The sequence below is a fragment of the Sphingomonas sp. CFBP9019 genome, assembly GCF_034045155.1.
GTDB classification, from domain to species: domain Bacteria; phylum Pseudomonadota; class Alphaproteobacteria; order Sphingomonadales; family Sphingomonadaceae; genus Sphingomonas; species Sphingomonas aerolata.
Window position 1 is genome coordinate 291,640 of record NZ_JAXCWK010000002.1, and the last position, 20,875, is coordinate 312,514.

Annotated in this window: 21 protein-coding genes; 11 read left to right on the forward strand and 10 right to left on the reverse strand. The window is 66.7% G+C overall.

From position 1 onward, the window contains the following. Positions 1 to 8: 8 nt before the first annotated feature. Both SOM18_RS05395 and SOM18_RS05400 read right to left on the reverse strand, forming a co-directional pair. The gene (locus SOM18_RS05395; RefSeq protein ID WP_031441649.1) at positions 9 to 1,688 is read right to left on the reverse strand and encodes a formate--tetrahydrofolate ligase; all 1,680 of its coding nucleotides are present in this window, start codon (positions 1,686 to 1,688) and stop codon (positions 9 to 11) included. Between the two features lie 4 nt (positions 1,689 to 1,692). Further along, positions 1,693 to 2,547, reverse strand: a complete 855-nt coding sequence (locus tag SOM18_RS05400; protein WP_031441650.1) for an ABC transporter permease — start codon at positions 2,545 to 2,547, stop codon at positions 1,693 to 1,695. Positions 2,548 to 2,633: 86 nt separating this feature from the next. Between SOM18_RS05400 and SOM18_RS05405 the strand changes: the two genes are divergently transcribed. After that, positions 2,634 to 3,416 (forward strand): GcrA family cell cycle regulator, encoded by a 783-nt coding sequence (locus SOM18_RS05405; RefSeq protein ID WP_320481433.1) that lies wholly within the window; start codon positions 2,634 to 2,636, stop codon positions 3,414 to 3,416. A gap of 556 nt (positions 3,417 to 3,972) precedes the next feature. On the opposite strand, the gene SOM18_RS05410 is transcribed toward SOM18_RS05405, so the two are convergent. Continuing rightward, positions 3,973 to 4,824: an outer membrane protein gene (locus SOM18_RS05410; RefSeq protein ID WP_320481434.1), complete on the reverse strand. Its 852-nt coding sequence runs from the start codon at positions 4,822 to 4,824 to the stop codon at positions 3,973 to 3,975. Between the two features lie 151 nt (positions 4,825 to 4,975). Between SOM18_RS05410 and parE the strand changes: the two genes are divergently transcribed. Next, complete coding sequence (parE, locus tag SOM18_RS05415; protein WP_042467583.1) at positions 4,976 to 6,979, forward strand: DNA topoisomerase IV subunit B; 2,004 nt, start codon at positions 4,976 to 4,978, stop codon at positions 6,977 to 6,979. 52 nt (positions 6,980 to 7,031) lie between these two features. On the opposite strand, the gene SOM18_RS05420 is transcribed toward parE, so the two are convergent. After that, a complete protein-coding gene (locus SOM18_RS05420; RefSeq protein WP_056406055.1) occupies positions 7,032 to 7,829 on the reverse strand; it encodes a hypothetical protein in 798 nt (265 codons plus the stop codon). 247 nt (positions 7,830 to 8,076) lie between these two features. Here SOM18_RS05420 and SOM18_RS05425 point away from each other — a divergent pair, with 247 nt between their 5' ends. From SOM18_RS05425 to queE, 5 genes are all read left to right on the forward strand, one after another. Next, positions 8,077 to 9,267: an aspartate aminotransferase family protein gene (locus tag SOM18_RS05425; protein ID WP_031441561.1), complete on the forward strand. Its 1,191-nt coding sequence runs from the start codon at positions 8,077 to 8,079 to the stop codon at positions 9,265 to 9,267. 168 nt (positions 9,268 to 9,435) lie between these two features. Further along, a complete protein-coding gene (gene argF, locus SOM18_RS05430; RefSeq protein ID WP_031441562.1) occupies positions 9,436 to 10,359 on the forward strand; it encodes an ornithine carbamoyltransferase in 924 nt (307 codons plus the stop codon). Positions 10,360 to 10,523: 164 nt separating this feature from the next. Further along, the gene (locus tag SOM18_RS05435; protein WP_320481435.1) at positions 10,524 to 11,429 is read left to right on the forward strand and encodes an Hsp33 family molecular chaperone HslO; all 906 of its coding nucleotides are present in this window, start codon (positions 10,524 to 10,526) and stop codon (positions 11,427 to 11,429) included. 196 nt (positions 11,430 to 11,625) lie between these two features. Then, positions 11,626 to 12,330, forward strand: a complete 705-nt coding sequence (gene queC, locus SOM18_RS05440) for a 7-cyano-7-deazaguanine synthase QueC (protein WP_056406059.1) — start codon at positions 11,626 to 11,628, stop codon at positions 12,328 to 12,330. Position 12,331: 1 nt separating this feature from the next. Beyond that, positions 12,332 to 12,964 (forward strand): 7-carboxy-7-deazaguanine synthase, encoded by a 633-nt coding sequence (queE, locus tag SOM18_RS05445; protein WP_320481436.1) that lies wholly within the window; start codon positions 12,332 to 12,334, stop codon positions 12,962 to 12,964. 55 nt (positions 12,965 to 13,019) lie between these two features. Here the strand turns inward: queE and SOM18_RS05450 are convergent, their stop codons facing one another. The 3 genes from SOM18_RS05450 to lipB all read right to left on the reverse strand — a co-directional run bounded on the left by SOM18_RS05450 (position 13,020) and on the right by lipB (position 15,018). Next, the gene (locus SOM18_RS05450) at positions 13,020 to 13,727 is read right to left on the reverse strand and encodes a hypothetical protein (protein ID WP_320481437.1); all 708 of its coding nucleotides are present in this window, start codon (positions 13,725 to 13,727) and stop codon (positions 13,020 to 13,022) included. A 279-nt stretch (positions 13,728 to 14,006) separates the two neighbouring features. After that, positions 14,007 to 14,255, reverse strand: a complete 249-nt coding sequence (locus SOM18_RS05455) for a hypothetical protein (RefSeq protein WP_031396007.1) — start codon at positions 14,253 to 14,255, stop codon at positions 14,007 to 14,009. A 91-nt stretch (positions 14,256 to 14,346) separates the two neighbouring features. Then, positions 14,347 to 15,018 (reverse strand): lipoyl(octanoyl) transferase LipB, encoded by a 672-nt coding sequence (gene lipB / locus SOM18_RS05460; RefSeq protein WP_320481518.1) that lies wholly within the window; start codon positions 15,016 to 15,018, stop codon positions 14,347 to 14,349. 208 nt (positions 15,019 to 15,226) lie between these two features. Here lipB and SOM18_RS05465 point away from each other — a divergent pair, with 208 nt between their 5' ends. Both SOM18_RS05465 and SOM18_RS05470 read left to right on the forward strand, forming a co-directional pair. After that, positions 15,227 to 16,060 carry a hypothetical protein gene (locus SOM18_RS05465; protein ID WP_037529616.1) on the forward strand — a complete coding sequence of 278 codons (834 nt, stop codon included), beginning with the start codon at positions 15,227 to 15,229 and terminating at the stop codon, positions 16,058 to 16,060. Then, positions 16,057 to 16,797 (forward strand): hypothetical protein, encoded by a 741-nt coding sequence (locus tag SOM18_RS05470; protein ID WP_037529614.1) that lies wholly within the window; start codon positions 16,057 to 16,059, stop codon positions 16,795 to 16,797. Before SOM18_RS05465 ends, SOM18_RS05470 begins: the two co-directional genes overlap by 4 nt. A gap of 33 nt (positions 16,798 to 16,830) precedes the next feature. Here the strand turns inward: SOM18_RS05470 and SOM18_RS05475 are convergent, their stop codons facing one another. From SOM18_RS05475 to SOM18_RS05485, 3 genes are all read right to left on the reverse strand, one after another. Continuing rightward, positions 16,831 to 17,424: a GNAT family N-acetyltransferase gene (locus SOM18_RS05475; RefSeq protein WP_037529613.1), complete on the reverse strand. Its 594-nt coding sequence runs from the start codon at positions 17,422 to 17,424 to the stop codon at positions 16,831 to 16,833. A gap of 10 nt (positions 17,425 to 17,434) precedes the next feature. Further along, positions 17,435 to 18,277: an oxygen-dependent coproporphyrinogen oxidase gene (gene hemF / locus SOM18_RS05480; protein ID WP_031441572.1), complete on the reverse strand. Its 843-nt coding sequence runs from the start codon at positions 18,275 to 18,277 to the stop codon at positions 17,435 to 17,437. Between the two features lie 68 nt (positions 18,278 to 18,345). Next, positions 18,346 to 18,795 carry a tRNA (cytidine(34)-2'-O)-methyltransferase gene (locus tag SOM18_RS05485; protein WP_166746152.1) on the reverse strand — a complete coding sequence of 150 codons (450 nt, stop codon included), beginning with the start codon at positions 18,793 to 18,795 and terminating at the stop codon, positions 18,346 to 18,348. 195 nt (positions 18,796 to 18,990) lie between these two features. Between SOM18_RS05485 and petA the strand changes: the two genes are divergently transcribed. Continuing rightward, on the forward strand, positions 18,991 to 19,557 hold the full coding sequence (gene petA / locus SOM18_RS05490; RefSeq protein WP_320481519.1) for a ubiquinol-cytochrome c reductase iron-sulfur subunit: 567 nt from the start codon (positions 18,991 to 18,993) through the stop codon (positions 19,555 to 19,557). Positions 19,558 to 19,567: 10 nt separating this feature from the next. Continuing rightward, entirely contained in the window at positions 19,568 to 20,866 is a 1,299-nt protein-coding gene (locus SOM18_RS05495) for a cytochrome b (protein WP_031393565.1), read from the forward strand. Positions 20,867 to 20,875 lie beyond the last annotated feature (9 nt).

Sequence of the window (20,875 nt, forward strand, 5' to 3'; positions counted from 1 at the left end):
GGATCAGATTAGAACAGCCCTTCGATCAGCCCATCCGCATCGAGCCGGATCGCTTCGGCTGCGGGAACGCGCGGGAGGCCGGGCATCGTCATGATCTCGCCGCAGATCGCGACGACGAAGCCCGCGCCTGCGGCCAGCCGAACCTCGCGCACCGGCACGATATGCCCGGTCGGCGCGCCGAGCAGCGCAGGGTCGCTCGAGAAGCTGTACTGCGTCTTGGCAAGGCAGACGGGCAGGTGGCCATAGCCGGCATCCTCCCAGCGCTTGAGCTGCGCGAGCACGCTGGGCTCCGCGACCGCATGCTCGGCGCGGTAGATGCGCCGGGCAACCGTATCGATCTTGTCGAACAGCGACAGCTCGTCGCCATAAAGCGGCGCGAAATTCGCGGCATGCGTGTCGCACAGCTCGGCCACCGCGTCGGCGAGCTTGGTTGCCCCCGCGCCGCCCTCGGCCCAGTGGCGGCACAGGATCGCGCGGGCGCCGTGCGCGCTCGCCGCCTCGTGCACGACCGCGATCTCGGCCTCGCTGTCGGTGTGGAAATGGTTGATCGCGACGACCGCGGGGACGCCGAACTGGCGGATATTCTCGATATGGCGGACGAGATTGACCGCGCCGCGGCGGACCGCCTCGACGTCCTCCGCGCCCAGATCGGCCTTGGCGACCCCGCCGTTCATCTTGAGCGCGCGGACCGTCGCGACGATCACCACCGCATCGGGGGACAGCCCCGCCTGGCGGCATTTGATGTCGAAGAACTTCTCCGCGCCCAGATCCGCGCCGAAGCCCGCCTCGGTCACGACATAGTCGCCCAGCGCCAGCGCCGCGCGCGTCGCGATCAGCGAGTTGCAGCCATGCGCGATATTGGCGAACGGCCCGCCGTGAAGGAAGGCAGGGTTGCCCTCGAGCGTCTGGACGAGGTTCGGCTTGATCGCCTCGGCCAGCAGGACCGCCATCGCGCCGTCCGCCTTCAGGTCGCGCGCGGTGATGGGGCTGCGATCGCGCGTGTAGGCGACGACGATGTCACCCAGCCGCCGCTCCATGTCCGCGAGATTTTCGCTGAGGCACAGGATCGCCATGACCTCGGAGGCGACGGTGATGTCGAACCCCGATTCGCGCGGATAGCCGTTGGCAACTCCGCCGATCGACTGGACGATGTCGCGCAGCGCGCGGTCGTTCATGTCGAGCACGCGGCGCCACACCACGCGGCGCACATCGATCTGCAGCGCGTTGCCCCAATGGATATGATTGTCGATCATCGCCGCGAGCAGGTTGTGCGCCGCGGTGATCGCGTGAAAATCGCCGGTGAAATGGAGGTTGATGTCCTCCATCGGCGCGACCTGCGCCCGCCCGCCGCCGGTCGCCCCGCCCTTGGTGCCGAAGCACGGCCCCAGCGACGGTTCGCGCAGCGCCAGCACGGTCTTGCGCCCCGTCAGGTTCAGCGCGTCGGCCAGCCCGACCGAGGTCGTCGTCTTGCCCTCGCCCGCGGGCGTCGGGTTGATCGCGGTGACGAGCACCAGCCGGCCACGCCGCGCGCCCTCGCGGCGGCCATGCGCCTCGAGCCAGTCGAGTGCGATCTTGGCCTTGAACCGGCCGTAGGGCTCGACCGCGTCGTCGGGGATGCCGAGCGCGTCGGCAACCCGCGCGATGGGGCGCAGCGCGACGCTGCGGGCGATGGCAATGTCGGTTGTCATGAGCCTAGTTCTTCAGTTTCCAGCCGCTCTTCAGCAGCATGTAGCACAGGGTGGCGAGCGCGACGTCGATCGCCAGGATGACGAGGCCGCCGACGAGCACCGGCGAATCGGCGACGCCCAGAAAGCCGTAGCGAAAGCCCGAGATGATGTAGAAGAACGGATTGACGTGGCTGAACGCGCGGAACGCGGGCGCCAGCGTGTCAACCGAATAGAAGGTGCCCGACAGCAGCGAGAGCGGCGCGACGACGAAGTTGGTGACCGCGGCGGCATGGTCGAACTTGTCCGCCCAGATCGACGTCAGCACGCCGAGCAGCGCGAGGAAGGTCGCGCCGAGCAGGCCGAACCACAGGATTGCGAGCGGCGCATGCGGCGTGACGTGCACGCCCGGATACAGCGCCATCGCCGCCCAGACGACGCACCCGACCAGCACCGCACGGGTCACCGCACCGCCGACCAGCGCGGCGAGCAGCTCGGCGGTCGACAGCGGCGGCTGAAGGTAGTCGACGATCGTGCCCTGCATCTTGCCGACCAGCAGCGAGAAGCTCGCATTGGCGAAGGCCGGGCCCATCATGCCCTGGCTGATGATCAGCCCGGGGGCGATGAAATCGGCGAACATCACGGTCTCGCCGCCGACCAGCACGGGGCGTTTGGCGCCCGTCGCGATGGTGAAAACGATCAGGAACAGCAATGTCGTCATTGCCGGCGCCCACACCGTCTGCAGCTGGACCTTGAAGAACCGGCGCACCTCCTTGATATAGAGGGTACGAAGTCCCTCCCAGTTCACGTTGCGAATGACGGGAACGCCGGGGGCGGATTGCACCGCCGACTGGATTTCACCGATTGGGGGCTGGCTGCTCATGGGGGTTGCGGGTAATCGCTGCCGCTGTCGCCCGCAACCCGGTTGACGAAGACTATACCGGCCGACCCGAAGACTGAGGAACGAACATGTCCTGGACCGACGAGCGTATCGAGACGCTCAAGACGATGTGGGAAGCCGGCCAGACCGCCAGCCAGATCGCCGAAGCGCTGGGTGGCGTCAGCCGCAACGCCGTGATCGGCAAGGCGCACCGCCTTGAGCTTCAGGCGCGCCCGTCGCCGGTGAAGCCCAACGATCCCGACGCGAAGAACGCAGAAGCGAAGGTCGCGGAGGCGAAGGCGGCCGAGGCCAGGCCGGCCGAGTCGCCCGTCGTCGACACGCCGCCCGCGGTCGCCGCCGAACCTGTCGCCGCAGCGCCGGCTCCGGCGCCTGAACCCGCTCCCGTTGCCGCCGCACCCGAGCCGGCGCCGCGAACGGCACCCGTCGCCGCCGATGCGGATGAGGACGCCGACGAGGACGAGGATGAGGACGACGACGCGGTCGAACCCGCCGCCGCACCGGTCCGCGCACCGCAGCCGATCCTCCGCTCGATCGGACCCGGCGGCTTTCTCCGCCAGGCGCCCGGCGAGCAGCAGCCGCCGAGCACGCCCGCCCCGCCGCGGCGTCTCGTCCCCGCCAAGCCTTCGCCCGAAATGGCGGGCAAGACGAGCCTGCTCGAGCTCAACGACCGCATCTGCAAATGGCCGCTCGGCCATCCGGGCGAGCCCGATTTCCACTTTTGCGGTGACAAGGTGAACCCGGGCTTCCCCTACTGCGTCGCGCATTGCGGTCACGCCTATCAGGCCCAGCTGCCCCGCCGCGACCGCCGCCCGACGCCGCCACTCCCCTTCGGCGGCCCGCGCGCACGCTAAGATGGGGGGGGCGGTCTCGCTCTCCGTGCTTCGGATGTATGCCTGTAGCGGAGCCAATCCCCAGCACCACCCCGGCGGAGGCCGGGGCCCAGTTGGGAAGGCTGTAGAAAAGGCGGGCAACACGTAGTTACCTCGGTCCCCAACTGGGCCCCGGCCTTCGCCGGGGTGGATTTTGGGGTATCGCTGACCAGAACGTTGGGCCGCTTCTCGCTGGGAGGCGGCCTTTTTCTTGGATTTGCCAGGCTCTAAACTCAAGATCTGCGGGTCCCGCCGCCGAACACCCCAGCACCACCCCGGCGAAGGCCGGGGCCCAGTTGGGAAGGCCGTAGTAACGGCTGGCAACGCGTAATTGCCTCGGTCCCCCAACTGGGCCCCGGCCTTCGCCGGGGTGGTGTTTTGCGGAGACCATATTCACGAAAAAGGGCCGCCTCCCGTGTGGGAAGCGACCCTCTGTCCCTACCCGCGCCGCGGCGAAGCCGCGTCGTCGGACGTCGCTGGTGCGACGCCGGCCGAGCTCGGGTGAGGTGACGCCTTCTGGCGTCACCTTACCCTGCGCTTAGAACCGGAATGCCGCCGTCGCGCGTAGGCTGTGCCAGCGGAACTTGTCGTCGCTGCGACGAAAGTCCGTGCCGGTCGTGTTCGGGGCCAGCACGAACGGGTTCGTCGCCGGCTGCGTGCCCTGCGTCACGCGTACGCGGAAGTCGTCGTCCTGATACTGGTGGAACATATATTCCATGCCGACCGAGATGTTCGGCGTGACCTTCTGCTCGATGCCGCCGCCGCCGAGGATACCGAACTGCTGGCGCTTGCCGCTCTGCTGATAGGCGTTGCCGGTGTTGGTGCTGTAGAAATCCCGGTCGATCTTGGCATAGCCCGCACCGAACGTGCCGTAGAACAGTGTGGTGTTAACCGCATAGCCTGCACGGCCGCGGATCGAGGCTTCCCAGTCGACGCTGCGCGTCATCACGTAGCTGGCAGGCGTCGTCGAGAAGGCGGTGACGCTGTCGGTGATCTCGCTCTTGCCGAATTCGCCGACCACGCCGACGACGATGTTGCCGCGCTGCGTGTCCATGCCGACGCGGCCATAATAAGCGGCGCCGTCCTTGTCCTTGCGGCAGCCGCGGCCACCGGTCAGCGTCGTGGCGGTCGTCGCACCGTTGCAGAACCCGCTGCTGAACGCGTTGGCGCCGGCTGCCGTCGTCACCGCATCCCCGAACCGCCCGTCGAGATTGCGGTCGAACAGGATCGACGATCCTGCATCGTTTCGCTGCACGTCATAACCACCCGCTGCGCCGACATAGAGACCGTTGAACGGTGCGTCCTCGGTGGTCTCCTGCGCGAATGCCGGCGATGCCGTGAGACCGAGAATGACCGCGCCAGCGAGGCCGGCATAGAGGGATGTGCGCATGTAAGCTCCGGATATGATTGATCTAAGACAGCCAAGAAACGGGGCGTCCCGCCAATATATCCGCGAACATGACAGAAAGTTCATGTTGTGGCTTTTCCGCAACAGCGGTTGCGCGCTTGCACGGATCGCTGGCTAAGCCATATACCACGTCATGCCAGAAGACCTGCCCGAAGGCCTGTTCACGACCCCGTCCAAGACCGCCCCGACCTATGATGCCTCCTCGATCGAGGTGCTCGAGGGGCTCGAACCCGTCCGCCGCCGCCCGGGCATGTATGTCGGCGGCACCGACGAGCGCGCGTTGCACCATCTTGCCGCCGAAGTGCTCGACAATGCGATGGACGAGGCGGTCGCGGGTCATGCGACGCGGATCGAGGTCACGCTCGAGCCGGGCAACCGGCTGACCATCGTCGACAATGGCCGCGGGATCCCGGTCGATCCGCATCCCAAATTTCCGGACAAGTCCGCGCTCGAGGTGATCCTCTCGACGCTGCATTCGGGCGGCAAGTTCGCGGGCAAGGCCTATGCGACCTCGGGCGGTCTGCACGGCGTCGGCATCAGCGTCGTCAACGCGCTGTCGTCCGACACTGTCGTCGAGGTCGCGCGCGACCGCCAGCTATACCGCCAGCGCTTCGCCAAGGGGCAGACGCTCGGCCCGATCGAGCGGCTCGGCACCACCCCCAACCGCCGCGGCACCAGCGTCGCCTTCACCCCCGATACCGAGATCTTCGGCAACGAGCTGCATTTCAAGCCGCAGCGGCTGCACAAGCTCGTCCGGTCCAAGGCCTATCTGTTCGCGGGCGTCGAGATTCGCTGGCACTGCGCGCCCGAACTGATCAGCGACGATACGCCCGCGCAGGCGGTGTTCCAGTTTCCCGGCGGGCTCGCCGACCATTTGCGCGATCAGGTCGCGGGCCGCGAATGCGCGACCGCCGACTTCTTCTCGGGCTCGCAGGATTTCCCGAGCGCGCACGGCGAGACGCAGGGGCGCGTCGAATGGGCGATCGCCTGGCCGCTGTGGAGCGACGGCTCGTACAGTTGGTATTGCAACACCATCCCGACCCCCGATGGCGGCACGCACGAACAGGGCCTGCGGCAGGCGCTGGTGCGCGGCCTGCGCGCGTTCGGCGATCTGGTCGGCAACAAGAAGACCAAGGATATCAGCGCGGACGATGTGATGATCGGCAGCGAGCTGATGCTGTCGGTGTTCATCCGCGAACCGCAATTCCAGAGCCAGACCAAGGATCGCCTGACCAGCCCCGAGGCCGCGGGCCTCGTCGAGAAGGCGGTGCGCGACCATTTCGACCATTTCCTCAGCCACAATATGGATCGCGGCAAGGCGCTGCTGAACTATGTGCTCGAGCGGATGGACGAACGCCTGCGCCGCAAGCAGGAACGCGACGTCAAGCGCAAGACTGCGACGTCCGCCCGCAAATTGCGGCTGCCCGGCAAGCTGACCGACTGTTCCGCCAACTCGCCCGAGGGCACCGAGCTGTTCATCGTCGAGGGCGATTCGGCTGGCGGCTCGGCCAAGCAGGCGCGCGATCGCAAGACGCAGGCGATCCTGCCGATCCGCGGCAAGATCCTGAACGTCGCGTCCGCGACCAGTGCGAAGATCTTCGCGAACCAGGAAATCGCCGACCTGACGCTGGCGCTCGGCTGCGGCACGCGGAAGGACTGCGTGGCGGACAATCTGCGCTACGAACGGGTCGTCATCATGACCGATGCCGACGTCGACGGCGCGCATATCGCGACGCTGCTGATGACGTTCTTCTTCCAAGAGATGCCCGACATCGTTCGCCGCGGGCATCTCTATCTCGCGCAGCCGCCGCTCTACCGCCTGACCTCGGGCACCAAGTCGCTCTATGCGCGCGACGACGCACACCGCGCCGAACTCGAACGCACGGTGTTCAAGGGCAAGAAGGTCGATGTCGGCCGCTTCAAGGGCCTTGGCGAGATGAACCCCGGCCAGCTCCGCGAGACCACGATGGACCCCGCCACCCGCGGCATGCTGCGCATCACCCTGCCGCAGGAATATGAGGAGCGGGCAGGGGTGAAGGACCTGGTCGACCGCCTGATGGGCAACAACCCCGCGCACCGCTTTGCCTTCATTCAGGAAAATGCCGGCCGGCTCGACGAGGAAGCGATCGACGCGTGACCATTGGGGCAAGCGGGGGCCGTTCGATAGACGCCCCCGCTTGCCTCCGGAATCACTGCCTGTGCGCGACCATCGTCGAGGTCTTCCCGTGTTTCAGGTCGTTGACCGCGGTGGTCATCGTCGTGCCGTCGGGCGAGAGCGACATGCTATACGTACCGATCGGCGTGTCGCCCTCGTAATCGGTTTCGAACAGAGTCGTCGGTCCGGTTTGTTTCAAAGCGACCTTCGTCCAGCCCGGATCTCCGGTCACCGTTGCCGGCGGACCGTCGATCGTCGCGGCATAGGATATGCCGGTCGGCGTCGAGAAGGCCATGGTCTTACCGTCCTGTGCGAAGGTGAAGACGAGGCCCGTGTCGGATACCTGCGTATCCGTAGTTTCGCGCCACGCACCCGATAAGGCATGGGCACCCGCCGGGGCGGGTGCGACGCGCGCATTGACCGTCGTTCCCGTCACCTCCACGCCGCTCGGTGCGGTCCGGTCGACAAAGGCGGAGGACGAACTCTGCCCGTCCGCGGCCAGCGTCACCGTCGCCTCGGCGACTGTCTTTCCGCTCTTCCGGAACGCGCGCTTGACCGTCGTCGCATCCACCACCGCGACCGATGCCTCGTCATAATAGGGATTGCCGACGATCGGGTGAAACGCGCCATCGGCGGGGAATTTCAGCGCGGGCTTGCACGTCGTGCAGCTGAAGGTGCCCGCCTGCAGGAGGATGATCGAGGGATTCTCCGCGGGTTGGCTCGCCTTCACATCTCCCTTCCAGGTGCCGTCGAACACGCCCTTGGCAAGCGCGGGGGTGGTGGCAAGAGCCATGGCCAGCATCACTGCCAGGCCGGTCGCATAGCGTTTCATACGTCAACCTCCTCTCGATGGGGACGCGACTGGGCTTGCGCCGGCGCGTTTGCGACGTCGGATGGAGCCGAGGGGAAGATTGCGCGTGCTGCCGGGGCGCCGCAAGCGGAGTCCGCGCCTTGGTACGGATCAGACAGGGCTGCGTCGGACGTCCGCGGTGTTGACGCCCATCCCCCGTCACCGGTATTAGGCGCCTCCGGGGCGGTCCATCACGGGCCGCCCTTCTCGTTTCGAAGAGGAAGCGCCTGTGACCATCACCCCGCTCATGCCCGTCTACCCGCGGTGTGGCGTGCGTCCGGTCCGAGGCGAGGGCGCCTATCTGTTCGGTGAGGACGGCCAGCAATATCTCGACTTCGCCAGTGGTATCGCGGTCAACGCGCTCGGCCATGGCCACCCGCACCTGACCAAGGCGATCGCCGACCAGGCGGCGACGTTGATGCACGTGTCGAACCTGTACGGCTCACCGCAGGGCGAGCATCTCGCGCAGCGGCTCGTCGACAACACGTTCGCCGACACCGTGTTCTTCACCAATTCGGGTGCGGAAGCGGTCGAGTGCGCGATCAAGACCGCGCGCCGCTATCATTTTGTGAACGGCAATCCCGAGCGTCATACGCTGATCACGTTCGACACCGCGTTCCACGGCCGCACGCTCGGGACGATCTCGGCGACCAATCAGGCCAAGATGCGCGACGGGTTCGAGCCGCTGTTGCCCGGATTCGCCTATGCCAAGTTCAACGATCTCGAGGGTGCGCTCGCGCTGATCGACGACCACACCGCAGGCTTCCTGGTCGAGCCGATCCAGGGCGAGGGTGGTATCCGCCAGGCGAGCCCCGAATTCCTCCAGGGCCTGCGCAAGGCGTGCGACGAGCATGGCCTGCTGCTGGTGCTCGACGAGGTCCAGTGCGGCTATGGCCGGACGGGCAAGCTGTTCGCGCACGAGCTTTACGGCATCACCCCCGACATCATGTCGGTCGCCAAGGGGATCGGCGGCGGCTTCCCGCTCGGGGCGTGCCTTGCGACCGAGGAGGCGGCCAAGGGCATGGTCGCGGGCACGCACGGCTCGACCTATGGCGGCAACCCGCTCGGGATGGCGGCGGGCGAGGCGGTGCTCGACGTGATCCTCGAGGACGGGTTCCTCGAACATGTCGCCACGATGGGCGATCGGTTGCGGCAGGGGCTCGAGCAGATGATCCCCAATCACGATCACCTGTTCGACAGCGTGCGCGGCACCGGGCTGATGCTCGGGTTGAAGCTGAAAAGCGACAGCCGTGCGTTCGTCGCGTTCGCACGCGATCATCACAATCTGCTGCTGGTGGCCGCGGGCGAGAACGTCATCCGCATCCTGCCGCCGCTGGTGATCGACGAGAGCCATATCGCCGAATGCATCGACAAGCTGTCGACCGCCGCGCGCGTTTATGTGCCCGCCGCCGACGATTGAGCGCCTTTGCGCGGTCACTAAACCCCGTTCGTCCTGAGTAGCCACTGAGCGAAGTCGAAGTGGCGTATCGAAGGACTGGCCCGCTTGGGGCACTGTCCTTCGATATGGGTCTTCGGCTTCGCTCAGCCCCTACTCAGGACGAACGGAACTTCTTACGGGGTCGTTACCATGAACAACCGCCATTTCCTGAATCTCACCGACGCCGGCCCCGACGGCGTCGCCGCGATGCTTGCCGACGCGCTCGATCGCAAGGCGGCGCGCGCCGGCTTCACCAAGGGCCGCGCCGACGCCGATGCGCCGCTCGCCGGCCACACGCTGGCGATGGTGTTCGAAAAAAACTCGACGCGCACGCGGTTCAGCTTCGACATGGCGATCCGCCAGCTCGGCGGGACGTCGATCGTCGCCGATGCCGGCAGCATGCAGCTCGGGCGCGGCGAATCGATTGCCGATACCGCGCGCGTGCTGTCGGGCTATGTCGACGCGATCATGATTCGCACCGACGATCATGCCAAGGTCGAGGAGATGGCGCATCATGCCAGCGTCCCCGTCATCAACGGGCTGACCGACGCATCGCATCCGTGCCAGATCATGGCCGACCTGCTGACGATCATCGAGAGCGGCAAGGCGCTGCCCGGGCTCAAGGTCGCGTGGCTGGGCGATGGCAACAACGTGCTCGCCTCGATCGTCGAGGCCGCCGGGCTGATGCAATTCGACGTCGTCGCCGCCTGCCCACAGGGGTTTCAGCCCGAGGAGGAGGCGATCGTCCGCGCCTCGGGGCACGCGCGCGTCGTCGCTGACCCGCGCGAGGCGGTCGAAGGTGCGGACATCATCGTCACCGACACCTGGATCTCGATGGGGCAGGCCAATGCCGAGAGCAAGCTGAAGGCCCTTGCCCCCTATCAGGTCGACGCCGCGCTGATGGCGCTCGCGCGGCCCGATGCGAAGTTCCTCCACTGCCTCCCCGCGCATCGCGGCGAGGAGGTCACGCCCGAGGTGATCGACGGCCCGCAGTCGCTGATCTGGCAGGAGGCCGAAAACCGCCTCCACGCGCAGAAATCGGTGCTGCGCTGGTGCTTCGGGCAGATCGGCTGAAGCGCCCGGTTGGTTGATCGGGCGCAGGTCAGCCCCCATTTCCGTCATTCCCGCGGAGGCGGGAATCCATAAACTCCGAGCTGGTGATCAGACCACCAGCGTATGTCGCTCTGCATCCCCGCCTGCGCGGGGATGACGCCGCGACGGGGGATGCCGAAGGAACGATGGTGAACGACCCCAACATGACCGATCTCGACCGCGCGCTGGCGTTAGCGATCCCCGCGCGCAGCGCTCGTGGCCGAATCGTCCGGCTCGGCACCGCGCTCGACGAGGTGCTCGCCGCGCACGCCTATCCGCCTGCGATCGAGAAGCTGCTCGCCGAGGCGCTGACGCTCGCCGCGCTCATCGGCTCGACGCTGAAGGACGCGAGCGGCCAGCTGACGATGCAGACCCGGACCGACAATGGCGTCGTCCAGTTGCTGGTCTGTGATTATCGCGGCGGCGAGGTGCGCGGCTATATCGAATACGATGCGGACAAGCTTGCCCAGGCGCCCGTCGAGCCGACCCTGTTCGCCTTGTTCGGCCAAGGCTATCTCGCGATCACCTTCGATATGGCGAGCAGCAACGAGCGCTATCAGGGCATCGTCCCGCTCGACGGCGATACGCTGTCTGAGGCCGCGCAGAGCTATTTCACCCAGTCCGAGCAGATCCCGACGATGGTCCGCACCGGCATGGCGAAGGGCCCCGACGGGCGCTGCGTCGCGGGCGGCCTGTTCCTCCAGCATCTGCCTGAGGGCGAGGACGGCCGCGAGCGGCTGCATACCAAGCTCGACCATCCCGAATGGGAGCATGTCGCGACGCTCGGTAACACGATGGGCGCGGACGAGCTGACCGATGCGATGCTGCCGCTCGAGACGCTGGTGTGGCGGCTGTTCAACGAGGACAGCGACGTCCGCATCCTCGCCGATATTCCCATCACGCGCGGCTGCCGGTGCGATCCCGACTATATCCGGGGCGTGATCGCGAAATTCCCGATCGACGAACGCCGCGACATGGCGGACGAGAGCGGCTTCATCCAGGTCGACTGCGCATTCTGTGCAAAGAAATTTCCGGTTCCGGTCGAGGAATGACGCGTTTCTCAGGCGCGCGACGGCGGGAAATTGCGCGGCGTTAATGCGCTGTTTACCGCGCCGGGCTATACCTCCCTCGTGCTTTAGAGATTTCAGCACGTTTCTCCCTTGAGGCTGCTTTAAGCGCCAACCTTTCAGGGCCGCCTTCGGGCGGCCCTTTCTTTTTGCCGCGGTCTGGCCTAGCGCGTCGCGCATCATGACATCATCAGCTCCCTTAGCGGTCGCCCTCGTCTCGGGCGGCCTCGACTCGATGGTTTCCGCCGCCATGCTGCGGGAATCCGGCCGGCGCCTGCTCGCGCTGTCGTTCGATTATAACCAGCGCCACCGCGTCGAGCTCGACGCCGCGCGCCGCGTCGCCACCGCGCTCGGCGCCGAACGCCACATCGTCCTGCCGATGGACCTGTCCGCGTTCGGCGGTTCGGCGCTCACCGCCGATATCGACGTGCCCAAGGACGGCGTCGGCACCGACGATGCGGGTGGCATCCCCGTCACCTATGTCCCCGCGCGGAACACGATCTTCCTCAGCCTCGCGCTCGGCTGGGCCGAGGCGGCGGGCGCGCGCGACATCTATATCGGCGTCAATGCGCTCGATTATTCGGGCTATCCCGATTGCCGTCCCGAATTCATCGCCGCATTCGAGGGGCTGGCCGAACTCGCGACCAAGGCGGGGGTCGAGGGCGATCCGTTCCGCATCCAGGCGCCGCTTCAGCACATGACCAAGGCGGACATCGTCCGCGAGGGGACGCGGCTCGGGCTCGACCTCGGGCTCAGCTGGTCGTGCTACGACCCGACGCCCGACGGCAAGCATTGCGGCGAGTGTGACAGCTGCCGGCTCCGGTCGCGCGGCTTCGACGAGGCTGGGATCGCCGATCCCACCGTCTATGCGGTCAAGCCGGTCTGACATGAGTTACGCGGTCAAGGAAATGTTCCTGACGCTGCAGGGGGAGGGCGTGAATGCCGGCCGCCGGGCGGTGTTCGTGCGCTTCGCCGGGTGTAATCTTTGGTCGGGACGCGAACAGGATCGCGCCACCGCGGTCTGCCGGTTCTGCGACACCGATTTCGTCGGCACCGACGGGCTGGGCGGCGGCAAGTTCGCCGATGCGCGCGCACTGGCGGACGCGGTTGCGGGGTTCTGGGGCACGGGCACGCAGGACCGGTTCGTCGTGCTCACCGGGGGCGAACCGATGCTCCAGATCGACGATGCGATCGTCGATTCGCTTCACGCGGCGGGCTTCCGGATCGCGATCGAGAGCAACGGCACCCTGCCGGTCCATCCCGGCATCGACTGGGTGTGCATCAGCCCCAAGGCGGGCAGCGTCGTCGTCCAGCGTCATGGCGACGAGCTGAAGCTGGTCTGGCCGCAGCCCGGTACCGACATCGCGGATATCGAGACATGGGACTTCGCCAACCTGCTGCTCCAGCCGCTCGACGACCCGCAGGCGGATGCCAATCGCGATGCCTGTGTCGCGCTGGTGATGGAGCGTCCGCAATGGCGTCTGTCGCTGCAGACGCACAAGATGCTGGGGCTGCGCTAGGCCGCCTTCCCGCTCCGGCAGGGAAAGCCCCCGGCTCAAGGGCCGGGGGTGATCGTCAGCGGTTGGCGATGCCCACGCCCGCCGCGGGGGGCCAGTCGAGCGCGCCGCACTTCTTGGCGACCCATTCGGCCTTCTTGTTCCAGCAGATCGGGTCGAGCCGCGGCATCTTCACCCGGTCGCGGCCGATATAGCGCGGGAAACGCTGTTCGCCCCAGGGGATCAGGCTGTTGCGCAGCTCGCGCGTGCGCTGCAGCGTCAGATCGCCGAACTGGCCGCGCGGCGTGAACAGCGCGTCGCGGCCGATCGACGCGGTCGTCTGGCAAAAGCCATATTGCGCCGCGACGGTCGCGAAGTTCGAATAGGTGCGCGTGCCGAACTGGTCGAGCGCAGCCTGACCGGCCTTGACGCCCTTGGCCTTGTTGACGCGCAGGAAGTATTTGCCGAGCGTGTCGAAGGCGCCCTGCAGTTCGGTGCCGTGATCGGCGAGGATCGCATTGTAGTTCGACACCGTCAGCAGCGTCGGTTCGAACTGGCACTGGAGGGCCGCGACGTTCAGCGCCGCGCGCATGTGCCAGACCATCGCCGCGCGCTTCTCCGCGCTAGTGGCGTCGGGCATCGCCTGGCCGAGATCGGCCTCGTCCCCGGTCACCGCCGGCGCGGAGAAATCGCGCGATTGCAGAAAAAACTGGGCCGAGGCGGGCTGAGCCAACGCCATCGAGCCGCTCGCCGCGCAGAGCGCCAGCGCATTACGCACCATCTTCATTCCCAACTCCCCGGGCATTCCATCCCGAGATTTCTAAAGCGTTTCTTGCCAACTCCCAACTGTTTTGAGGGGCCCTGCGGCCGATCGTGGCTCCGGGCATGGTGCGGGCTGCAGATTTCCGTCGCAGCCGAAACGAGATCGCACATCGCGGGTGGTCGACCGGGTTCGGGATGGCATCGCGCATCCCGCCGCCGCGCGGTCGACTTGGCCCCAACGACAAGGGGCCGCCCGGTTTCCCGGACGGCCCCCCGCATCATGTAATTTTCCGAAACCGGAAAATTACATCATGTTGTTGGTCATCATGGTGTCGTTCGACATCATCGTGTCGTTCGCCATCATGCCGTCGTTCATCGCGCCGTCAACGGCGGTCATGTTGTCGGTCATCGTGTCCATGCCTTCGGTGGCATTCATGTCGGTGACCATCGTGTTGTCGGTCGTGGTCTCGGTCTTCGGACCGCATGCCGAAACGGCAAGCGCTGCGCTGGCGATCAGCGAACCGGTCAGAACCTTGGAGATGAGTGAACGCATTTGGAAGCTCCCTAGATAGAGGATTTGGTAGGCCTGGAGGCCAGGTATATACCCAAATCGTAGTGGACATTAATCTGTAAAGGCCTGGCCCTCAAGCCTCGTTTTCTTGAGCCAAAGAAAGTGTTTCAAGGAACACGCCGCTCGTCAACGTCAGGGCAGCGTCAAAAGTTGCCATGTCGACATTCGTACCGAGCGATTTCAGACTGGTAACGGGGTATTCCGCAAGCCCGCACGGCACGATTCCGCCGAAATGCGTCAGGTCCGGATCGATGTTGACCGCAAAGCCGTGCAGCGTCACCCAGCGCTTCACGCGCACGCCGATCGCACCGATCTTCGCCTCGCGGCCGCCGAGATTGGGATCGCGCGTCCAGATGCCGACACGGCCCTCGACCGAAAACGCGGCGACGCCAACCTCGCCGAGCGCCGCGATCACCCAGTCCTCGACCGCGTGGACGAACCGCCGGACGTCGCGCCCGCGCTGTCCGAGGTCGAGCACCAGATAGCCGATCCGCTGCCCCGGCCCGTGATAGGTGTATTTGCCGCCCCGTCCGGTATCGAACACGGGAAAGCGCGGATCGACGAGGTCAACCGGATCCGCGCTCGTCCCCGCGGTGTAGACCGGCGGGTGCTCGAGCAGCCAGATCAGCTCGCGCGCATCGCCGGTGGTCACCGCGGCGGCGCGCGCCTCCATCTCGGCGAGCGCGGCGGCATAGGGGGTCAGGCCGGTATCGGTCCGCCATTCGAGCCCGTCGGTTCGCGACAGTGGATCGGCGGGCGCGAGGCGGCCGGAGGTCGGGAAGGGGGAAGCGGTCACGCGACCCATCTGCGCACTCGCCGCCGGTGATGCAAGCGGGCGGGGGCTTGTCACGCCGGCTGGTCCAACCGTCGCGGGAGTGGTCAAGGCCTGGGGCTTGGGCTACGTCGCGGCGGTATCGGGCATGCGTGCCAGGCGGCGAACGGGGAACAGGCGGATGGGAAGAGGCGTAAAAATCGGCACGGTCTGGGATCGTACCACCGAGGTACTGTCCGGGCGTAGCGGCCAGATCGCGGCGGTGGCGTTGCCGACCCTGGTCCTCCCGCCGGTCGTCAACAATGCGCTCGTCCTGCTCGTTCCGCCGCAGCCGGCGGTGCAGCTCGTCGCCGGCATCGTCGCCGTGGCGTCCGCGTTGCTCGCGATCCTGGGGTCGCTCGCGATCCTCGCGCTGGCGACGCAACCCTCTACCGACCGCACCGAGGCCTATCGTCAGGCGCGGGCGCGGCTGCTGCCCGCGCTCGGCGTGTCGCTCGTCGTCGGGCTGATTGCGCTCGTCCTGATGGCGCCGGTGTTCATCGCGCTGATCGCGTCGCATTTCGACTTTGCCGCCGCGTCCGCTGCCGCCAGCGCGCCCGCGCGAATGCCGCAGCTGCCGCGTGCGACGGCGATGTTCGTCGTGCTCTACAGCCTTGCACTGATCCTGCTCGCCATCTGGGCCAGTGCGCGGCTGATGCTGCTGACCGCGGTCGTGCTCAACGAACGGCTCGGGCTCGGCGCGATCCGCCGCTCGATCGCGCTGACCCGCGGGCTCACCTGGAAGCTGATCGGCGTGCTTCTGCTGTTCGGGATCGTGTTCGCGATCGCCACCTTCGCCGCTCAGGCCGTTGTCGGGCTCGTCTTTCGCCTGATCCTCGGCGGGGACCAGATCCCGACCGCGATGTTCCTTGCCGGGATCGCCGGCGCGCTTGCCAGTGCGGCGCTGATGGCGCTCGCCTATGTCTTCACGGCACAGCTCTATGTCGCCACCCGAGAGAAACCGATCACCGAATGAAAATCGACTTTACGGGCGTGTTGAAAGACGCCTGGGCCCTGTTCAAGCGCGACCGCGATCTGCTGCTCCGGATCGCCGGGCCCTTCCTGTTCCTGCCTGCCTTCGCGCTCGCGCTCGTCGTGCCCGACCCGCCGCTGCCCGATGCGGCGACGCGCGGCGACGAGGCGCAGGCGCTGGTCTGGGCGCAGGCGGTGACCGACTGGGCGGGGGCGAATGGCGGCTGGTACTGCCTGGCCTATGCGCTCAGCTTCTTCGGCATGGCGGCGGTCTATACGCTGTATCTCGACCGTGACCGGGTCGATATCGGCACAGCGCTCAGGCGTTCTGCCACGCTCCTGCCGCGCTATCTGCTCGCGATGATCCTGGTGTCGCTGCCAGCGGGGGCGGGGCTGCTTCTCTATGCGATTCCCGGCCTCTACATTCTTGGCCGGACGATGATGACCGGGCCGGTGCTTGTCGCCGAGGGCCCGATCGGCGCGTTCGCCGCGATCCGGCGCAGCCTGTCGCTGACGCGCGGCGCCGGCCTGCCGCTCATGTCGCTCGCCGCGTTCGGCTATATGAGCGGCTGGCTGCTCGGCATGCCCTTCATGGCGCTCGATGGCGCGATGCGCGATGGTGGACAGGGTAATCCGGTGGCGATCGCGCTCGTCGATGCCGGCGCGGCGGCGGCTGCCACCGCCTCGGGGGTTGCGATGGCGCTGATCGCGGTGTCGGTCTATCGGCGGCTGGCGCGCTAGGCGGTCGCGGACCGGCGTGATCCGCCCGCGGGTCTAGCGGCGTCCGCCCAGAAACGGGATCTGCGGCGCGACATCGGCGGGCAGCATCCCGGTGGCGCGCGGATCGGGAAAGGTCTCGATCGTCCGCCGCGTCGCGACGAATCCCTGCGCGCGGTAGAAGCCGAGCGCGTTTGGATGGTCGAGCGTACAGGTGTGCAGCCAGACCCGCTCGACACCCCTGGTCCAGGCCCGCGCAAGCGTCTCCGCCATCAGCCACCGGCCATGTCCCTGGCCGGCGAGTTCGGGGATCAGCCCGAAATAGGAAATCTCGCAAGCGCCCGTCCGGCGCAGGTCGAGTTCGAGCATCCCCACCTCGATCCCCGCCGGATCGATCACCGCATGCACGGCAATGCCCGGATCGCGAAGGATCGCGGCGAGCGCGGCATCGTCCATCGCCAGCCGCGAGAACCACAGCCAGCGCGATCCGACCCGGGCGAACAGCGCGCGATAACCCTCCAGCGTCGGCCGCTCCCAGCGCAGCAGCCGCAGTCGCGACGTCGGCATCGGCCTGAGCGGCGGCTTGCGCGGCATTTCGAGCGTGGTCACGATCGTGGCGAGCACGTCGTCCGCGACGGGGATCAGCGCCACCGGCCCCCGCTCACGACCATGTGGCGCGGGGCGGCAGGCTCATCAGGATCGCCTCGATATTGCCCCCGGTCTTCAGCCCGAACAGCGTGCCGCGGTCATAGACGAGGTTGAACTCGGCATAACGACCGCGCCATTCGAGCATCGCGGCCTCGTCCTGCGGTGTGAACGGCGTGTCCATCCGCCGCCGGACGATCCGCGGATAGGCGTCGAGAAACGCCTCGCCAACGTCGCGCGTGAACGCGAAATTGGCATCGAAATTGCCGTCAAGATGATCGAAGAAGATCCCGCCGACGCCGCGGTTCACCTTGCGGTGGGGGATCTGGAAATAGGTCTCCGCCCAGTCCCGGAAGCGCGGGTAGTAGGCCGGGTCGTGCGCGTCGCAGGCGGCCTTCATCGTCGCATGGAAATCGGCGGTGTCCTCGGCGATCGGCAGCGGCGGGTTGAGATCGCCGCCGCCGCCGAACCAGCGCTTGGTCGTGTTGAGGAAGCGGCAGTTCATGTGCACCGCGGGGACGTGCGGGTTGGCCATGTGCGCGACCAGGCTGATCCCTGTCGCGAAGAACCGTGGATCCTCGCCCGCGCCGTGGATCGACTTGGCGAACTCGCCCTCGAAAATGCCGCCGACGGTCGAGACGTTGACGCCGACCTTTTCAAACACCTTGCCCTTCATGACGCCGCGCACGCCGCCACCGCCGGGTTCACCCGACGGATCGATCCGGTCCCAGGGGGTATAGTCGAACACGGCATCCGACCCGGCCTCGCGCTCGATCGTCTCGAACTCCGCGCAGATCCGGTCGCGCAGCGATTCGAACCAAATGCGGGCGGCGGCTTGCTGGGGGTCGAGCTCGGTCATGGTACCGTCCTACAAATCCTGGTCGGGGCGGGGAAGGGGCGCGTTCGCCCGACACTCCCCCCGGTAGGTCAGGCGGGCCAGCCGTCTGTTTGCCGCAACGCCTCTGCCGCGACGATCGCGGTCGCGACCGAGATGTTCATCGACCGCAGGCCGGGACGCATCGGGATCAGCACGCGCAGGTCGGCGCGGGCATGGACGTCGTCGGGCACGCCCGCGCCCTCGCTGCCCATCAGCAGCACGTCGTCGGTCTGGAACGTCGCTGTGTCAAGTCGCACCGCGCCCTTCGTCGTCAGCAGGACGATGCGCCCGCGGACCTGGTCGCGAAACGCCGCCCAGTCGACATGCCGGACGATCTCGACCGCGCCGACATAGTCCATCCCGGAGCGCGCGACCGCCTTTTCGTTCCAGGTGAACCCCATCGGCTCGATCAGATCGACCGCGAGTCCGAGACAGGCGGCGGTCCGCAAAATGGCGCCGACATTGCCGGCGATATCAGGTTGGTAGAGGGCGATACGCATACCGTTGCCTCTAATCCGGAACGCGCTGCAGTCAAAATGCTGTTGGCAAAGCGGGCTTGCGCCGTCTATCACCTATAGGCCTCCGTGGGGACGGTCGGGCAGGATGGGCGTGCGGTGCGGCGAACCGGCATGCGCATCGGGCCACGAGAATAAAGATAAACTGCAAGGGCGAGATGAATGGCGATAGTCGACGACATGGTTCCACCCGGCGAGTCGCCTGAACCGTTTCACGAAGAGGCGCACGATCCGCGCCGCCGCGATTTCATCAATATCGCCGCCGTATCCTTCGCCGGGGTCGGCGCCGTCGCGATCGTCCTGCCGCTGATCAACCAGATGAACCCGTCGGCCGACGTGCTGGCGCAGTCGACCACCGAGATCGACCTGTCGAAGATCCTGCCGGGCCAGGCGATCAAGACGAGCTTCCGCAAGCAGCCGCTGTTCGTGCGCAACCTGACGCCGAAGGAAATCAGCGAGGCCGACGCGGTCGACGTATCGACGCTGCGCGACCCGCAGACGCTCGCGGAGCGGACCAAGGCGGGCAACAAGAACTGGCTGATCACGCTGGGCGTCTGCACGCATCTCGGTTGCGTCCCGCTCGGCGCTGGCGAGGGTGAGAACAAGGGCCCGTTTGGCGGCTATTTCTGCCCGTGCCACGGCTCGGCCTACGATACCGCCGCGCGCATCCGCAAGGGCCCCGCACCGACCAACCTTCAGGTGCCGGACTATGCCTTCAACTCCGACACCGTCGTCACGGTAGGCTGAGGAAACAACCATGAGCTTTCCCTGGGCCAAGCAATACGAACCGAAGCTGCCGCTGACGCGGTGGCTGGATGAACGGCTTCCCGTTCCCCGGCTCGTCTACAACGCGGTCGGCGCCGGTTACCCGGTCCCGCGCAATCTCAATTATTTCTGGAACTTCGGCGTCCTTGCCGGCGCCGCGCTGGCGATCCAGATCATCACCGGCATCACGCTGGCGATGCATTACGCCGCCAACGGCGCGGTCGCGTTCGACTCGGTCGAACACATCATGCGCGACGTCAATGCGGGCTGGTTCCTGCGCTATGCGCACGCCAACGGCGCGTCGATGTTCTTCATCGTCGTCTACACGCACATCTTCCGCGGACTCTATTACGGCTCGTACAAGGCGCCGCGCGAGATGGTCTGGCTGCTCGGCGTGACGATCTTCCTGCTGATGATGGCGACCGCATTCATGGGCTATGTCCTTCCCTGGGGGCAGATGAGCTTCTGGGGCGCGCAGGTCATCACCGGGTTCTTCTCGGCGATTCCGCTGGTCGGCGACACCATCCGCATCTGGCTGCTCGGCGGATTCGCGCCGGACAACGCCGCGCTCAACCGCTTCTTCTCGCTGCACTATCTGCTGCCGTTCGTGATCGCGGGCGTCATCATCCTGCACATCTGGGCGCTGCACATCCCGGGGTCGAACAACCCGACCGGCGTCGACGTGAAGGGCAAACAGGATACGGTGCCGTTCCACCCCTATTACACTGCGAAGGACGGCTTCGGGCTCGGCATCTTCCTGCTGGTGTTCGCCGGCCTGCTGTTCTTCTTCCCGAACTATCTCGGCCATCCGGACAATTATATCCCGGCAAACCCGCTTTCGACGCCCGCGCACATCGTCCCCGAATGGTATTTCTGGCCGTTCTACGCGATCCTGCGCGCCTTTACCGCGGACTTCATCCTGCCGGCAAAGCTGTGGGGCGTGCTGGCGATGTTCGGCTCGATCCTGCTGCTGTTCTTCCTGCCGTGGCTCGACAATTCGCCGGTCCGCTCGATGAACTACCGCCCCAAGGCGCGGATCGCGTTCTGGGTGCTGGTCGCCGACATCCTGATCCTGGGCTATTGCGGCGGTGCACCGGCGACGGCGACCTATGTGATCCTCAGCCAGATCTGCGCTGCCTATTATTTCGCGCATTTCCTGATCATCCTGCCGCTGATCTCGCGGTCCGAACGGCCCCGGCCGCTGCCCAATTCGATCACCGAGGCGGTGCTGGCCAAGCGTGGCGGGACGAGCCCGGCGCACACCGCGCTCTCCCCCAAGCCCGCGCACTGATACGGACTA

Excerpts from the sequence above, each read along its gene's own strand:
- SOM18_RS05470 (WP_037529614.1), top strand. The coding sequence starts at position 16,057 with ATGAAAATCGACTTTACGGGCGTGTTGAAAGACGCCTGGGCCCTGTTC.
- SOM18_RS05485 (WP_166746152.1), bottom strand. The coding sequence starts at position 18,795 with ATGCGTATCGCCCTCTACCAACCTGATATCGCCGGCAATGTCGGCGCC.
- SOM18_RS05395 (WP_031441649.1), bottom strand. The coding sequence starts at position 1,688 with ATGACAACCGACATTGCCATCGCCCGCAGCGTCGCGCTGCGCCCCATC.
- SOM18_RS05455 (WP_031396007.1), bottom strand. The coding sequence starts at position 14,255 with ATGCGTTCACTCATCTCCAAGGTTCTGACCGGTTCGCTGATCGCCAGC.
- hemF (WP_031441572.1), bottom strand. The coding sequence starts at position 18,277 with ATGACCGAGCTCGACCCCCAGCAAGCCGCCGCCCGCATTTGGTTCGAA.
- SOM18_RS05400 (WP_031441650.1), bottom strand. The coding sequence starts at position 2,547 with ATGAGCAGCCAGCCCCCAATCGGTGAAATCCAGTCGGCGGTGCAATCC.
- parE (WP_042467583.1), top strand. The coding sequence starts at position 4,976 with ATGCCAGAAGACCTGCCCGAAGGCCTGTTCACGACCCCGTCCAAGACC.
- SOM18_RS05420 (WP_056406055.1), bottom strand. The coding sequence starts at position 7,829 with ATGAAACGCTATGCGACCGGCCTGGCAGTGATGCTGGCCATGGCTCTT.
- SOM18_RS05450 (WP_320481437.1), bottom strand. The coding sequence starts at position 13,727 with ATGAAGATGGTGCGTAATGCGCTGGCGCTCTGCGCGGCGAGCGGCTCG.
- SOM18_RS05435 (WP_320481435.1), top strand. The coding sequence starts at position 10,524 with ATGGTGAACGACCCCAACATGACCGATCTCGACCGCGCGCTGGCGTTA.
- queC (WP_056406059.1), top strand. The coding sequence starts at position 11,626 with ATGACATCATCAGCTCCCTTAGCGGTCGCCCTCGTCTCGGGCGGCCTC.
- petA (WP_320481519.1), top strand. The coding sequence starts at position 18,991 with ATGGTTCCACCCGGCGAGTCGCCTGAACCGTTTCACGAAGAGGCGCAC.
- SOM18_RS05405 (WP_320481433.1), top strand. The coding sequence starts at position 2,634 with ATGTCCTGGACCGACGAGCGTATCGAGACGCTCAAGACGATGTGGGAA.
- SOM18_RS05495 (WP_031393565.1), top strand. The coding sequence starts at position 19,568 with ATGAGCTTTCCCTGGGCCAAGCAATACGAACCGAAGCTGCCGCTGACG.
- queE (WP_320481436.1), top strand. The coding sequence starts at position 12,332 with ATGAGTTACGCGGTCAAGGAAATGTTCCTGACGCTGCAGGGGGAGGGC.
- SOM18_RS05410 (WP_320481434.1), bottom strand. The coding sequence starts at position 4,824 with ATGCGCACATCCCTCTATGCCGGCCTCGCTGGCGCGGTCATTCTCGGT.
- SOM18_RS05465 (WP_037529616.1), top strand. The coding sequence starts at position 15,227 with ATGGGAAGAGGCGTAAAAATCGGCACGGTCTGGGATCGTACCACCGAG.
- argF (WP_031441562.1), top strand. The coding sequence starts at position 9,436 with ATGAACAACCGCCATTTCCTGAATCTCACCGACGCCGGCCCCGACGGC.